We start from the raw sequence: 15,580 nt of genomic DNA, 5'->3' as shown, positions 1-15,580 counted from the left end.
CCAACTATTGCAATGAATTTACAACTTCATTACGGCCTCGACAAATTGGTCACCACGATTTTCAAAGCTCTCATATTGATCCCAACTTGCACAGCTTGGCGACAATAAAATCACATCGTCTTCACAGCTACATGCGTATGCCTTTTCAACAGCCTCATGCATAGTAGATGCCCGGGTCGCCTCTGTCACACCACAAGACTTCGCAAATTCTGCAAAACGCTCTGCTGTCTCCCCTATCGTCACGACAGCACGGACATTTTTCATATGAGGTCGTAATTCTTCAAATGAATGACCTCTGTCAAGTCCGCCTGCAATCAAGACGATTGGCATCTTAAATGAAGAAAGTGCACTTTTTGTTGCTAATGTATTGGTCGCTTTTGAATCATTGTATATTGTACGGCTATTCGCTTCGCGAACAAATTGCATGCGGTGGCGAACACCAGTGAAAGAACTTAAGACATTTTCTATCGCCGTTTTTTCACACCCTGACAATATGGCTGCAGCTGTTGCTGATAAGATATTTTCTAAATTGTGACGGCCCGGTAATTTGATATGCTTAATTTCTATGAAAGGTTCACCTTGCCAATAAATCCATTCGCCATCCGCTGAAATACCTTCTCTAGCTTTTCCAAGTACAGAGAATGGAATTTTTTCAGATTTGAATGATTCTATTCCTTCTTTGATTAACCTTTGATCCGCATTAAAAATCAAATACTCTTCCGAAGTTTGATTGCGAGCCACTTGCAACTTCGCATCTAAGTATTCTTGCATCGATCCATGGTAATCCAAATGCGCTTCATATAAATTCGTGAAAATCGCTATACGCGGAGTAAAGCTTTCTGTTCCAGCTAACTGAAATGAAGAGGCTTCAAGTACAATCACTTCATTCGCCTGAGCTTTTTCCGCCACTGTACAAGCAACAGTTCCAATATTGCCGGCAATCAACGGATTTTTCTTTGCCATATTGAGCATATGATAAAGCAATGTGGTGGTTGTCGTTTTACCGTTCGAACCCGTAATAGCAATGATCGGTGCTTCACTTAGAATACCTGCTAATTCCACTTCGGTCCAAATCGGGATTTTTCGTTCAACAGCACTAGCAATTAACGAATTGCTATAAGGAATCCCCGGATTTTTCACAATAAAGTCAAAGTTTCGCTCTAGTAAATCAATTGGATGCCCCCCACCAATGACTTCAATTCCTTGAGTTTGTAGCTCTATTGCCTCTTCATTGCCTTCTAGCGACTTAGAGTCATTGACTAACACTTCCGCACCTAGACGATGAAGCAAACCTGCTGCTGCCACTCCACTCTTCGCAAGGCCGACTACAAGTACTTTTTTCCCTATGAATTGTTCTGTATTCTTCATCTACATGACCTCCAAGAAGACTGGAACGAGGGCAGCAAGCAATGCCACACCCCAGAACACAATCACTACTTTCCATTCAGACCAGCCTGATAATTCAAAGTGATGATGAATGGGACTCATTTTAAAGACGCGTTTTCCTGTCATTTTAAAACTAATGACTTGAATAATAACGGAAAGTGTTTCTACTACAAATACAATTCCAATGATCAACAACAATAATTCTTGTTTGATTAATACTGAAATCATAGCGAGCGCGCCGCCTAATGCCAATGAACCTGTGTCTCCCATGAATACTTTCGCTGGTTTGATATTGAATAATAAAAATCCAAGCATCGCACCCGCTACTACGAATGCGAATAACGCGATATCGTTTTGCTCATATACTAACGCCAATACACCGAATGCAGTGAATGCTATAGTCGATGTACCACCAACGAGACCATCCAATCCATCCGTTAAGTTAACTGCGTTAGAAAAACCTACGAGCCAAAAGACCAAAAAGGCCACATAAAATACACCAAGATCTATTCCAAGTTCCGTGAAAGGAATCTTTACCGCAGTTTCGAATGGTCCGAGTTTCAGTAAGAAAAAGGCAACAATCGCAATGATGATCTGTCCAATTAATTTCTGAAGTGATGTCAATCCTAAGTTGCGCTTCGCCACTATGATGATAAAGTCATCTAGGAAGCCGATGATTCCGAAACCGGTCAGCACGATCAATAACACAATCGTATGAGTAGTTAATGTGTCGTTTATGTAAGATAAAGCGAGTGTTGAAATCGATATGGAAAGAAGGAAGATGAGCCCGCCCATTGTGGGCGTGCCCGCTTTCTTCAAATGCGCTTTCGGACCCTCTTCCCGTATGCTTTGACCAAATTTCAACCTTCTAAGTAATGGGATGATGATCACCCCGATAATCGCTGATACAAAAAATGCGACAGTGATTATCGTAACTGTGGTGCCGAGTGTCATGTTAAGTTCTCCTTCTACTATCAATTGCCTGTCAGTGAAGCATTGCTTATTCCGTGTACAAATGAATCGTGTCTTCCACGGTCATCAAAGTATGGGGAGCGGGTAACTGTCGAATCACTTTCTTACCTTTTCCATGCCATTTAACTTTGAACGTGTAATTTTGAGACAGCAATTCTTTTTCATTCATTCCAAGTAAATCGGGTGAACGGAATGTGATCGCGTCTCCCCATCGGTATTCTTTCTCTAACTGCTCTTTTCTTCTTTCAATATTAGCAATCGGAGCAATTTCTTCAATGATACGTCCTACGATTGGTGCAGCGATAACTCCTCCGAATTGAATGGAGTTCTTTGGACTATCGATAGCTAGATAAACGAGTAATTCGGGATCGTCTGCAGGCGCGAAACCAATGAAGGAGACGATATAATCGCCATCTTTATAACGACCATTCTCTACTTTCTGTGCCGTCCCCGTTTTACCACCTATTCGAAGACCATCTGCAAACGCATTACGACCCGATCCGTTAGCTACAACAGATTCAAGCGCATGCCGCACTTTAGCTGATGTTTCTTCACTGATTACTTGTCTTTTTAATTCTGGTTCAAATTCTTTTAACGTCTTACCTTCAGAGTCTTTTATTGACTTCACAATATATGGCTTATAGAGTTTGCCGCCATTAATAGCTGCAGCGACTGCTTGCACTTGTTGGATTGGGGTGACAGAGATTCCTTGCCCGAACGAAGTAGTTGCCTGTTCCACCGGTCCAAATGCTTCTTTGGAAAACAGAATACCTTTCGATTCACCAGCAATGCCTGATTCTGTTGAGCTACCGAAGCCGAATTCACGAATATAACGATCTAATCTTTCACTTCCAAGTCGCTGTCCCATCGTAATGAATCCAGGGTTACATGAATTTTCTACAACTTCCAAAAATGTTTGATCTTTATGACCTTCTCGCTTCCAGCACCGTAACCTAGCGTTTGCAACGACTTTATAACCAGGATCATAAAAATTTTCATTCTCCAAATCGATGACGTCTTCTTCCAAACTAGCTGCCAATGTAAGAATTTTGAATGTGGAACCTGGCTCGTACGTCATCCATACAGGCAAATTCCGATTATAGATAGTGGAATCGGCTGATTGATATTCTCGTGGATCAAAACCTGGTACAGAAGCCAGTGACAATAATTCTCCTGTTTTTGGATTCATGATGATAGCCAGTGCCTGTGTTGCATCATATTTTTCCATTGCTTGGATCAGTTCGCGTTCCACAATTTGATGCATTTTCAGATCGATAGTCAACTCCAAGTTCGAACCATCTTTCCCATGTTCGAAACTATCTTCTACGTGTGGCAATGCAATTCCTTTAGCATCAGTGAACAGTCGTACTTTGTCTCCTGTTCCGTTTAGAATTTCATCATATGCATACTCAATACCTGCCAACCCATCACCATCATAGCCGGTAAAGCCAATCAAACGCGCTAACAGATCATCATATGGATAATGTCGGACGAAATCTACTCCTACATACAAGCCGGCTACTTGTAGTTTAGTAATTTCATCCCCTTGCTCCTTCGTAATATTTTTTCCTTCTGGAGCTAATTTCACCATATATGTTTTTTTGTTCAGCTTTTCTTCCAAAGTTTCTGGTGGCATGTTAAGGATTTTTGCAATTGCAGGTATGTCGCTAGAAATGTCGGGATTTTGAGCCGGCATGAAATACAGTGTAGGTGCTAGTTTATTACCGACAATCAACTTACCACTTCGATCCGTAATATTTCCACGCATAGCACCAAAAGGAATTTCAATGTCCCAATTTTCTTCTGCTTTTTCTTTCAACCATTCATGCTTGATGATTTGGACATGAAATAGTTTTCCTATTACGAGTAGTAGACAGATAAGAAAGCATAAGAAGGCTACACGTAAACGTTTTTTGGACTGCATATCAATAAATGAACGCAATGACTCACTACCTTTTTTCTATTAAGGTATGCTGGGAAATCGCGCGCTATACATTAGCCACCCATGATTTGCTCCTCTTCGTTTTCTTCTTTATCTTCATTACTCTTCTTTTTATTATACTGCTGCCTTGGCGTCCGAAGTTCAACGACAACTGGATCATTCTTGTTTACTGACGTTCCTTCCGTTACGCTTTGTCCAACAACATAACCTTCACCGTTGATTCGAATATCCAGCTTTGAAAGGTTCATAAAAGAAAGTACCATCTTTTTAGACCAACCTGTCATGTCTGGGAATGTTGTATCTCCTTTTGTTTCCAACAAAATCATTGAGTCCTCCGTTAATTTCGTGTCAGCTTTTGGTATTTGTTTAGTTACCTTGCCACCTTCTCCGATTAATACGGTTTGGAAGCCATCCTCTGCTGCCAATGAAGCTGCTGTTTCCGCATCTTCCCCTTCATAATCCCCAACTTTTTTCACAGGTATCAGTTGTTCATCGTCAGGAGCAATGTTCAAATATTTCAAGCTGTTTTCCATAATCGGATTAAAGACTTTCGATACAGGATCGGACCCTTGTTCTCCTGCTTTTAATTTAGGTTGCTGAACGGTTACATAGATTAGAAGCTGCGGGTCATCAATCGGCGCCATTCCAAGGAACGAGTATAGGTAGTTACCGTAGCCAGACATATACCCTTTTCCATCTGTTTTGGGAAGTTCTGCTGTACCGGTTTTACCACCTACTGCGTAATTTTCCAGATGATACTTTTGTGCAGTACCTTTTTCTGAAGTTACTGTTGTTGCAAGAATTTCACGCACTTCTTTAGCAGTTGCTGCGGAAATTGGTGTTCCGCTTTCTTCAGGTTCGTGATTCTCCAGCACTTCATTCGTATTCGGGTCTATGATTTGGTCGATTACATATGGTTTCATCATGACACCGTTATTGGCGATAGCAGAAGCAGCCTGTATCATTTGTAGTGGTGTAACTGTAGAACCTTGCCCATAAGAAGTCGTCAATCGTTCAGCAGGATAATTATCTAGTACAACGCCCGACGCTTCATTCGGCAAATCAATCCCAGTTTTTTTACCAAAGCCAAATTTGTGAACGTACTCAATGAATTTCTGATCACCGATTCTTTCCAGTAAGTATGCCATTCCCACGTTAGAGGAACGTTGTAAACCTTCCATAAAAGTAATCGTTCCCCAACCTTCCACGTTCACATCACGTATCACTCTGTCGTAGATCCGGTAAGATCCAGATCTGAAGTAATCATCTGGCTCCCATTTATCTTCTTCCACCGCCGCTGCCAATGTGAACATCTTCATTGGAGAACCTGGTTCAATAGTCTGCTCGACTGCATCATTCAACCAGTTTTCTGTTAAACCTTCTCGTGTCATCGGATTAAACGTCGGTCGCTGACTCATTGCTAGGATTTCACCCGTTTTAGGATTCGACACAAGAACAAGCATTTTCTTCGGAGAATACTCTTCTTCTACTTGATCCATCGCTTCTTCAACGAAATTACTGATCGTCTTATCCAATGTAAGTTTAATCGTCTGACCGTCCTGTGGTTCTTCAATTTGTTTGCTTGCAGTGGGCAATAAATATCCCCAACCATCAGATTGATAATTCACTTTTCCATCTACACCTGTTAGTTGCTTGTTATACGTTTTTTCAAGCCCCATTTTCCCTTTGGTGACGGTTAGATTGTTTTCCATTTCTTCTTTTTGGGCAAAGCCCACTAAGTAAGAAGCGAAGCGACCGTTAGGATAGAATCGTTTTTTACCTTCTACAAACAAAACACCCGATAATTTTTTTCTATCGAGTTCTTCCTTCATCTTCATCATCGTTTCGCGGTTCAGATCTTTTCCCGCACGACCAAACTCAATTTGCCATGTGCCTTCTCTAGCATTTTTCATTTTATCGTAAATTTCACGTTCTTTTAAAGGTAAATACTTGGCCAGTACTTTAGCCGTCCCCTTATAATCCACCACATGATATTTTCTTTTGCTGTTTTTACTAGCAGCTTCATTAAGGACAGCAACTACATTATAACTTAATGTATCCGATGCAATCGGTTCATCGTTTCGATCTACAATTGCCCCACGGTTTGCTTGTAAAACTGCATGTTTTTCATATTGGTTAGAAGCGATCTTCGCTAATTCCTTACCATCTACTTGGCCCGTCATCTGAATAAAAAGAATTCTGCCGAATAATATGAAAAAGAGCCCTCCGAATACTACAAACATTAGAAAGGCTCCCCATTGAAAGCGAAACTTCTTCATCGTCCAGGTACGACCTTTACGTTACCTTCGTTAAGGTTCAAACCATTCTCTTGTGCTTTTTTCCAAATACGTTCGTAAGTGGATTTGTCACTCACTTGAATGGACAATTCATTATTCTGTTTTGCAGTATTTTCAATTTCAGTATTCATCAACTGCACTTCTTTATTTACAGTGTTTATATCAGAATGTGTCTGTAAAAGCATGGAAGATGATCCGATTGTAAATGCTGCAAATAAAGTGAACAATATCTTTTCACCCTTAGAAAAACGCTTTTTTACACGGCGGACAACCTGCGGCTGATTTTGGTCAGTATGTTGTTCGATCTCCGGTGTATATGGCGTATTTAAGTTCCGTTGTTCTAGTCCCATGGCTCAATTCCCCTTTTCTATTTTCTCTCTATAATTCGTAATTTCGCTGATCTGGCACGTTTATTATGCTCTATTTCTTCATCTGTAGGGATGATCGGCTTTCGCGTAATAAGACGGAAATCCGGATCCATGCCCTCAGGTATAATAGGTAAGTTTGGCGGCAACTCCGGCATGGAAGAAGCCTCCTTAAAAATCGTTTTACATAAGCGGTCTTCAAGCGAATGGAAGGTAATTACGCTAATCCGACCATCCTCACGTAATAACGTAAGGGCATCGGTTATAGATTGTTCAGCTGCTCCTAGCTCATCATTTACCGCAATTCGTATAGCCTGGAAAACACGTTTCGCAGGATGGCCTCCAGTTCTTCTGGCAGCTGCTGGTATTCCTGTTTTAATAATCTCAGCTAGTTCTCCTGTTGTACGTATAGGCGCATCAGCGCGTGCTTCTTCAATTTTACGAACGATTTGCTTAGAGAACTTTTCTTCACCATAGCGGAAGAATATTCTGACCAAATCTGAATATGACCATTCATTGACTACTTCATAAGCCGTCAATGGCGCAGATGTATCCATACGCATGTCCAGTGGAGCGTCATGATGGTAACTGAAGCCACGCTCAGGTGTATCCAATTGCGGAGATGAAACTCCAAGGTCATATAAAATCCCATCTACATGAGAGATTCCCAATTTTGCTAATTCATTTTTCAAGTCTTTAAAGTTTGCATGGACAAAGTGTACTTGTGCTGTATAGTTCGATAGTTTTTTTTGCGCCGCTTCAATAGCTGTCATATCTTGGTCGAAGCAGATTAGTTGTCCCTCAGATGAAAGGAGTTTAATAATTTCTTCACTGTGACCTGCACCACCAAGTGTGCAATCCACGTAAATGCCATCTTCTTTTACATTTAAGCCTTCGACGGCTTCATGAAGTAATACTGTTGTGTGGTTAAACATGGTTATTCCGCCTGCTTTCAAAATTCAAAATCAATAAGGTTTTCTGCAATGTCATTGAATGATTCCTCAGATTCCTCGTAATACGCTTCCCAGAGTTCTGCAGACCAGATCTCAATCCGGCTGGATACACCGATAATCATACAGTCCTTTTCAATCTTCGCGAATTGTAGTAAGTTTGCAGGTATATTTACTCTCCCCTGCTTATCTAGACTGGCTTCGCTTGCTCCTGAGAAGAAAAAACGAGTGAATGCACGAGCATCTTTTTTTGTAACCGGCAACGCTTTCAATTTTTCTTCAAGCTTTTGCCATTCATCCAGTGGATATCCAAACAAGCAATTATCCAGTCCACGGGTTAAAATAAAGCCTTCTGCTAATAGCTCCCGAAATTTCGAAGGAACGATCAGTCGACCTTTCATATCAATTGAATGCTGATACTCACCCATGAACATATAATTCACCCCACTGTATGAAATAATGTACCACATCCCCCCACTTTCCTCCACCCACTATGCTGTTTTTCTTCGCATAATTTTTAAAATGTGTCAATAGTACTTCTTTCTGATTTACATTCCTGCCCGTATCCCGAAAAAACTACTTTTTTCGCAATTTTCATTCGTTATCACCATTGAATAACGTTTAGTTTCAATTGAGACTTGTTTAGTGTGTGAGATAGGCCGGAAGCTCCAATTAGAGATGCTTAAGGTATGCAGAGAAAGCGGGGTGGGCAACAAACCACATACTAGAATTAGTATGGGACACAGTGTTGTATTTAAACTTATTTAAGTTCAAGTTTAGATTTAGTTCATCCACAAAAAGATATCAGCCATTACTTCAATTCACCACACGAAGTGACTATATTTTTTACACAGGAACTGAAACGTAAGAAGTGCGGCACTAAGAGGATCTACTCTCTCCGAATCCCCCGGAATATGACTTTTCTAAATTGACAACCCCACTACAACAAATTCACATTCTTTTACACGCATACTAAACCCGCCATTCATAGAACGAATGACGGGTTTAAGTGGTTTCTTATAAATAGACTAGTTGATGTGATCCATTAAACGTATAAGGTTGTTTCAGTAACTCATCAATCAATCCTTCACCGAACTGGTTCAAGTAAAAGTATGGCGAGTAGAGACGCTCTTGCAGGGAACCTTCCGGAAATAGCTGTTCCGAAATAACGTGATAGCGCTCGTATTGTACGTGATGCTTCAGTAAAATGGATTGCTCTTTTTTCTTCTGTAAATAATCAAACTGACTCTTATGGAATTGTAAATTTTTATCGAGAAGTTGTAGTAGTCCTGGATCTGACGTTTCGAGATGCGACTGCAACTGTTCATACTGCGTTTGTAATTGACTCTGGGTTTCCGTCAACAAACGATCGAATTGCTCATCTCGTTGTTGTTCTAGCCACTTTTCCAGAAGTTCCGGTAATTCGTGATTCATTACTTGGGTCATTGTAATTTCCGTCAGCTTTAGCGCTTCCTGGACTTGTCTGTTGACCAACGTAATAGAAAGCCTTGGTACAATTACCGGCATATTGATACCCATGAGATGAAAAGCTTCTTTCAATAAAGACCAATAGGCAATTTCACCAGGTCCGCCGACAAATGCCAATACAGGAAATACGAGATCTTGCATAATAGGTCTTGTGGCTACGTTGTTACTTAGCAACCAAGGCTCATTTTTTGCAAGTTGATGCATTTCTTGTGCTGTAAAACTGATCCCCGCTTGTTCATTGACGAATTTCCCATCTTTTCTTCGGAGTAGTACCCTCCCCGTGTCATGAACATAAAATAGATTAGCGTCTTGCTCATCCGATTCAATTGGCTTTGCATACCCATCTGCTTGAAGCAGTTGTTCTGTATAGTAAATGCTCTTCGCCATTGCTTCAGTGTTCTCAATCATCTTTGAGAAGTAAGGCGATTCCAGTTGGCGCAATGGTTTATAAGCTGCATCCATAAATAACAATCCATGCGCAGTAAATAGTTCATTCATCAGTGAAGTGAAGAAATCTGTGAAATTCTGTTGTTGCTCTACAGTTTGCAGCACATCATTCAACAATTTTTGCGTATAAGATGTCTCTCCATAGCTTTTAAAAATCTTTTTAATATACGCGGTCATTTCTTTTTGATCATAACGTGTGTCTGAAGCCATCGTTTTTAAAATGGTCTGTTGTTTAAACTGCCGCTTGATCGCTTTTCCTGCCTTCGCAGTGTATGTATGATTGATTTCGTTAATATCATGATCTTCTCCAGCAACCCAAAAAACAGGAACTACAGGTTTCTCTAGTATTTCTCGTTGTTTTTGTGCCAATAAAATCACGGATATAGCTTTGTGAACAGAATATAAAGGACCTGTCAAAATCCCTGCTTGCTGCCCGCCAATAACTACTAACGCGTCTTCTGAAAGCTCTTGTATATACTGAGCAGCCAAATTGGATATTCCAAATGGCTTCATATAACTTTCTACCGCAGCAGCTAGCTGTTCTCTCTGAAAAGATCGTTGCTGTAATTCTTCCGCTCTTTCTTCATACCCTACTGGTGTCATTTCATATTCAAAATATCTATGGAAAAATTGTGGGTCATGACGATACGATTCCATCAATTTATTCTTCTTCGGTAACTCCATTGTGTCCAAGTCCATTCCACAAACCCCTTTATGTACTATACTACCGCAAGTATATCATCTGATCCAATTAGGTTGAATTCATACGCTTACGAGGACCCTTTAGTTCAAGTAGCGGATGATCTGCACCGTAATTCCAATAATGAACAGTAAAAAGTATGCTACTGTTAAGAGTAGAAAATACGCTCGCCATGTTCTGCGTAACACCCAAGATGACCGAAACTCTTTTTCCCTAGACCGTTCTATAACTGCAAATCCGATAGCAATTAAACACACTACTCCGATTAACAAAATGGGTAGCCAAACATCCCAAATCGCACGAATCAAAATCAAAACGGTCAGTACCATAAACGGCGTAGTCCAATCTACCGCCCATCCAATTCTCTTTTTTTTAGGTAACCCTATTTTCTTCGCAACAATAATTAATACTACTAAAATTATAAAAGGGAACAATAATAACGCTCCAAGTATATTCGTCAACATCCGCCACATTCACTCCTGTTTATTCCAAGCAGTGCAGTCTCAAGCATTTGTAAAAAAGGAGCTGTGCCACCTTTTTGATTAATTTCCTTCAACACTGCTGTCAAAATAGTCTCGATTTCCATGTTCCGTCCTTTTATTCTATCTACAAGCATAGAAGATTGATTATCGGCTGTTTTTCGGCAAACTTCTTCTATATCACTATAGCTCAATAAATCACTATACTCTTTAAAGTTACTGAGCAACTCTTCACACAACTGGCGGAATAACACATGGAAGTGAGGGTTTTCTAACAACAGTCCATTCCTGATTTCCAATAATGCCGTTAGTGGGTTGATCGCACAATTGATCAGTACTTTACGAAACAATAACTGTTCAGCATTTTGTTGCGTAGTAATCGGAAAGTTTTGTGGGTCTATGTCTTGCATCCACTGTATGATCGGAGCAATCCGGTCATTTTCGACGATGTTAATAGGTCCAATACCGTTATGTGAAACTGTTCGGTCATCTATTCTTGCAGCACCATGCTCGACTGTCGCGAACGACACATACCCAAGTGAATGTTGCTTAATTAGCGACAGATGTCCAATTCCATTTTGAATGAACAATAAATCCGGTTGTACCGGTAGAGCGCTGATTTCAGACAATACAACGGGTAACGCATCATACTTCACAGCAATAATCCATAACGCATCTGTTGGCAACTCTTCAATATGTATGGTTGAATCTACTTCATATGTAAAGTTTTCTGGCCTTCTCACCAGACCACTACGTAAATGCCCTGCTTGTTCCTCTCGTCTTACCCAAAAGGTTACATTTGCCTGATGTTGAGCTAAATAGGACCCAATTAATAATCCTATAGATCCCGCTCCTACCACTACAAATCGCATAGCTTTCCTCCTTAAAAAAGAGACCCAGTGAAGGCGTCTCTGTTGATATGTTTTATTATACAGGATAGACAGGATGTTTTCTCGAAGAATTCATAATTTTTTTCGTTTCATAGTATCCGAATCTCTCAGCAAGCACTGACCGTAGATTATGAGGCGCAACCACTTCATCAATGATAAGATCTGAGGCCATCTTATAGATATCGATTTCCTCTTTATATTCTTGCTGCTTATTTTTAATAAATGCAGTTCTCTCTTTTGGATCCGCAATGGCTTCAATTTTATTCGAGTATACCGCATTGACAGCTGCTTCAGGACCCATTACAGCGATTTGTGCAGTCGGCAACGCAATACAGACATCTGGCTCAAAAGCAGGACCTGCCATCGCGTACAAACCTGCCCCGTAAGCTTTACGAACAACGACTGAAATTTTCGGTACGGTGGCGGAACTCATCGCCATAATTAACTTAGCACCATGCCGAATAATTCCTTGCCGCTCCACTTTCGTCCCAATCATGAACCCTGGCACATCTGCCAGGAACAGCAACGGAATGGAGAAAGCATCACATAATGTAATGAACTTCGTTACCTTGTCCGCTGAATCCACAAACAGCACGCCACCTTTTACTTTGGGCTGATTCGCTATAACCCCTACAGGCCGTCCGTCAATGCGTGCAAGAGTAGTAATAACCTCCGGTGCAAATAACTTCTTAATTTCGAATAGACTATTGTCATCTACTAATTGATCGATAGCCTCATACATATTGAATGGCGCATTTTGGTTCTCGGGAATAATTTCCTCCAATGAACGTCCTTCCTTCACCGCACGAGGTTCTGCAAATTTCGCAGGCCCTTCAAAATTTCCAGGGAAGTAAGAGAGATATTTGCGAGCTTCTACAATTGCTTGCTCCTCAGTATCTACTAGCACGTCACCACAACCACTTACAGTACAATGCATGCGGGCGCCACCCATTTCTTCTAGCGTTACCTTCTCACCTATGACTTTTTCAGCCATCCGTGGTGAACCTAAGTACATCGAGGCATTGCCTTCCACCATAATGACAATGTCACAGAAGGCTGGAATATAGGCACCGCCTGCTGCAGATGGCCCAAATAGAAGGCACAGTTGTGGGATGACACCCGATAAACGCACTTGATTATGGAATATACGACCGGCCCCACGACGATTCGGGAACATGTCTAGCTGATCTGTAATACGCGCTCCAGCGGAATCCACTAAATAAAGTAATGGTACACGAAGCTTTTCAGCAGTTTCTTGAATACGGATAATCTTCTCTACTGTTCTTGCACCCCAGGAACCCGCCTTAACTGTAGAATCGTTAGCCATGACACAAACTGTTTGACCATCGATTTTCCCGGTAGCTGTAACGACGCCATCTGCAGGTAGATCTTTCGTTTCACAGTTTGCAAATTTTCCATCTTCTACATAGTTACCCTCATCAAATAAAAGGCGTAACCGCTCTCTAACGAATAACTTAGCTTGTTGTTCTAATTTCTTATGATATTTTTCTGCACCACCCGCCATAACACGAGCGGTGATTTCTTGAAGTTTTTCATTATACGCAGTCTTTGTCGATTCGTTTGTCAATGAACTCCCCACCTTTCGTTACGATTGAATGGTAACTAACACTTCATCTTCATCTACAAAATCGCCTTCAGCACCGTGGATCTTATTCACCGTTCCATCCACTTCAGCTTCTAGCGGAATCTCCATCTTCATGGATTCCAAAATGACGACAACTTGTCCCTTCGTCACTGCGTCTCCTTCTTTCACTTCAATCTGGAAGATTGTACCTGCCATAGTTGCTTTTACTTCTTGCATATCATCACTCCTCATTTTCTAAGTACTAGCAATTATTGAAAATAACTTCTTTATAGATAGTGTATCTTAATCATGAAACCGTTTACAAGTGAATTCTAAACAGTCCCGACAATGTATGCTTGTCGGGACTGGAACTTTACTTACTTTTTGTTAAAAACCTTTGAACTGCTTCATGATGTGCATCACTTTCCCAAAGAACGGAACAGACGCGAGCTTCTTCTTGCATAGCGTGCTCAAGCCCGTTTGTTTTCCATTTCCTAGTGGCGATGGATTTATACGCACGATGTACATTTCTATGTACGTTAAGCTTTGGAGCTAGAAACTGATCAAGCGCTACTTCGGTATCCCCCTCATATACTTCAGTTGCCCAGCCAAGCTCTAATAATTGTTCAGGTGAATGAATGCTCGCTCTACTCGTAAACTGCAGCAAACGATCATGTGGACCATTTTTCTCGAATAATAATGTAGCTCCTCCCCACCCAGCCGTTATGGCCAGTGTACCTTGAATGAATCCGGCCCTTGCATGTGATGCAACCAAACGGTAATCACAAGCTGTTGCCAATTCACAGCCTCCGCCAACTGCTGCTCCATTTACTAGCGCTATTGTAGGCATCGGTAGTGTAGCGATCCGATATAAAATACTAGCCCCCCTGCTAAGCATTGGAAAAGCATCCTCTGCTGTGTGAAAGCCGTGAAAATCACTTAGATCTCCGCCTGAACAAAATGCCAGGTCACCTTCTCCTGTAATAACAGCAAAAGAAATTTCAGGATCATCCTCAATTTGATCTAGAAAGGATTCAAGCCCTTCCATGACATCATAATTTACCGCGTTTCGCATTGCAGGACGATTAATTGTAAAATAAGCTATGGATTGATCGATCTTTATAGAATAAGACAAAGAAATTCCCCCTTTTCCATTTAGCATACCATTTTTGCACAAAACAAAAAAGACTACCTTGAGCCATGGTCTCAAGGTAGTCTTTATTTCGTTGTGTAGAATCTAAATTATTCGCCTACAACGTCTTTTCCTTTGTAGTGTCCGCATGATTTGCAAACGTGGTGTGCCAATTTCATTTCGCCACAGTTGTCGCAAGTAGTCATACCTGGCGCTTCAATTTTGAAATGAGTTCGACGCATATTTTTCTTCGTTTTAGAAGTTCTTCTCTTTGGTACTGCCATTGGGGGGCACCTCCTTATAAGGGTTTACTCTTTATCGGTTTCAAAAAAATTAGCCAATCCCGCTAAGCGAGGATCCACTTTTTCTCCTGCTTCTTGTCGTTGCGCTTCCAATTCCTCATCGGTTGTATAGGACCAACCTTTGCCTTCCACCTGCTGCATCTCATCTGCATTTTCACAGAGTACTTGCATCGGGATTTCAAGCAAAATCAGTTCTTCCAATACAGGAGTAAAATCAATTATTTCCTCATCAACCGGATGAATTTCATCATCCGTCTGAAGTGTCCCCTCGTCCCAGCTGAATTGCTCAACTGTTTCAATGGAGAATGGATAATCGACGTCTTCCCACGTACGTGCACAAGGCAAAGTCATTGAACCTTCTAGCCGAAGCTGGCATGTTAACTTTTTCTCACCAATTGTACATGTTCCACTTACTCGAACAGGCTGAATTGCCCTAATTTCTTCATTCCGATTTTTCACGGAATCCAAATTCACTGCTTCGTCAAACAGTAGCGGGCCTTGCCTATGTTTCCGTAATTGATGAATGGACCATTTCATGTCTATCACCTCAAGACAACAATGTTGATTATAGTATTTAAAATAAGGGATGTCAAGATATTTTCTTGTCACCCTAATAAGTTTAACGTTATAATTCATTATACGCAA

General features: G+C 41.0%; 15 protein-coding genes. All 15 read right to left on the bottom strand.

The features are described 5' to 3' along the window. Positions 1-18 precede the first annotated feature (18 nt). Complete coding sequence (murD, locus tag CSV74_RS01185; RefSeq protein ID WP_099690297.1) at positions 19-1,368, bottom strand: UDP-N-acetylmuramoyl-L-alanine--D-glutamate ligase; 1,350 nt, start codon at positions 1,366-1,368, stop codon at positions 19-21. Continuing rightward, positions 1,369-2,340 (bottom strand): phospho-N-acetylmuramoyl-pentapeptide-transferase, encoded by a 972-nt coding sequence (gene mraY, locus CSV74_RS01180; protein ID WP_029052376.1) that lies wholly within the window; start codon positions 2,338-2,340, stop codon positions 1,369-1,371. Between the two features lie 46 nt (positions 2,341-2,386). Then, positions 2,387-4,282 carry a penicillin-binding transpeptidase domain-containing protein gene (locus CSV74_RS01175; protein ID WP_099690563.1) on the bottom strand — a complete coding sequence of 632 codons (1,896 nt, stop codon included), beginning with the start codon at positions 4,280-4,282 and terminating at the stop codon, positions 2,387-2,389. Positions 4,283-4,353: 71 nt separating this feature from the next. After that, positions 4,354-6,543, bottom strand: a complete 2,190-nt coding sequence (locus CSV74_RS01170) for a penicillin-binding protein (protein WP_233190722.1) — start codon at positions 6,541-6,543, stop codon at positions 4,354-4,356. Between the two features lie 32 nt (positions 6,544-6,575). Beyond that, entirely contained in the window at positions 6,576-6,947 is a 372-nt protein-coding gene (ftsL, locus tag CSV74_RS01165) for a cell division protein FtsL (protein WP_099669451.1), read from the bottom strand. Positions 6,948-6,964: 17 nt separating this feature from the next. Further along, positions 6,965-7,897, bottom strand: a complete 933-nt coding sequence (gene rsmH / locus CSV74_RS01160) for a 16S rRNA (cytosine(1402)-N(4))-methyltransferase RsmH (protein ID WP_099669452.1) — start codon at positions 7,895-7,897, stop codon at positions 6,965-6,967. 17 nt (positions 7,898-7,914) lie between these two features. Further along, positions 7,915-8,346 (bottom strand): division/cell wall cluster transcriptional repressor MraZ, encoded by a 432-nt coding sequence (mraZ, locus tag CSV74_RS01155; RefSeq protein ID WP_029052380.1) that lies wholly within the window; start codon positions 8,344-8,346, stop codon positions 7,915-7,917. Positions 8,347-8,929: 583 nt separating this feature from the next. Then, a complete protein-coding gene (gene bshC / locus CSV74_RS01150) occupies positions 8,930-10,546 on the bottom strand; it encodes a bacillithiol biosynthesis cysteine-adding enzyme BshC (protein ID WP_099690295.1) in 1,617 nt (538 codons plus the stop codon). 84 nt (positions 10,547-10,630) lie between these two features. Further along, positions 10,631-11,011: a DUF3397 family protein gene (locus tag CSV74_RS01145; protein WP_029052382.1), complete on the bottom strand. Its 381-nt coding sequence runs from the start codon at positions 11,009-11,011 to the stop codon at positions 10,631-10,633. Next, positions 11,005-11,898: a ketopantoate reductase family protein gene (locus CSV74_RS01140; protein WP_099690294.1), complete on the bottom strand. Its 894-nt coding sequence runs from the start codon at positions 11,896-11,898 to the stop codon at positions 11,005-11,007. Before CSV74_RS01140 ends, CSV74_RS01145 begins: the two co-directional genes overlap by 7 nt. Before the next feature lie 55 nt (positions 11,899-11,953). Further along, positions 11,954-13,441: an acyl-CoA carboxylase subunit beta gene (locus CSV74_RS01135; RefSeq protein ID WP_099690562.1), complete on the bottom strand. Its 1,488-nt coding sequence runs from the start codon at positions 13,439-13,441 to the stop codon at positions 11,954-11,956. A gap of 81 nt (positions 13,442-13,522) precedes the next feature. Beyond that, the gene (locus CSV74_RS01130) at positions 13,523-13,738 is read right to left on the bottom strand and encodes an acetyl-CoA carboxylase biotin carboxyl carrier protein subunit (RefSeq protein ID WP_099669455.1); all 216 of its coding nucleotides are present in this window, start codon (positions 13,736-13,738) and stop codon (positions 13,523-13,525) included. A gap of 136 nt (positions 13,739-13,874) precedes the next feature. Further along, entirely contained in the window at positions 13,875-14,636 is a 762-nt protein-coding gene (locus tag CSV74_RS01125; protein WP_029052385.1) for an enoyl-CoA hydratase/isomerase family protein, read from the bottom strand. A gap of 107 nt (positions 14,637-14,743) precedes the next feature. Then, on the bottom strand, positions 14,744-14,917 hold the full coding sequence (gene rpmF / locus CSV74_RS01120; RefSeq protein WP_029052386.1) for a 50S ribosomal protein L32: 174 nt from the start codon (positions 14,915-14,917) through the stop codon (positions 14,744-14,746). A 24-nt stretch (positions 14,918-14,941) separates the two neighbouring features. Further along, on the bottom strand, positions 14,942-15,472 hold the full coding sequence (locus CSV74_RS01115) for a YceD family protein (RefSeq protein WP_099690293.1): 531 nt from the start codon (positions 15,470-15,472) through the stop codon (positions 14,942-14,944). Positions 15,473-15,580: the final 108 nt, after the last annotated feature.

Origin of the sequence: Sporosarcina sp. P19 (assembly GCF_002743165.1) — a bacterium.
GTDB lineage: Bacteria > Bacillota > Bacilli > Bacillales_A > Planococcaceae > Sporosarcina > Sporosarcina ureae.
This window is presented reverse-complemented; position numbering and strand designations above follow the sequence as displayed.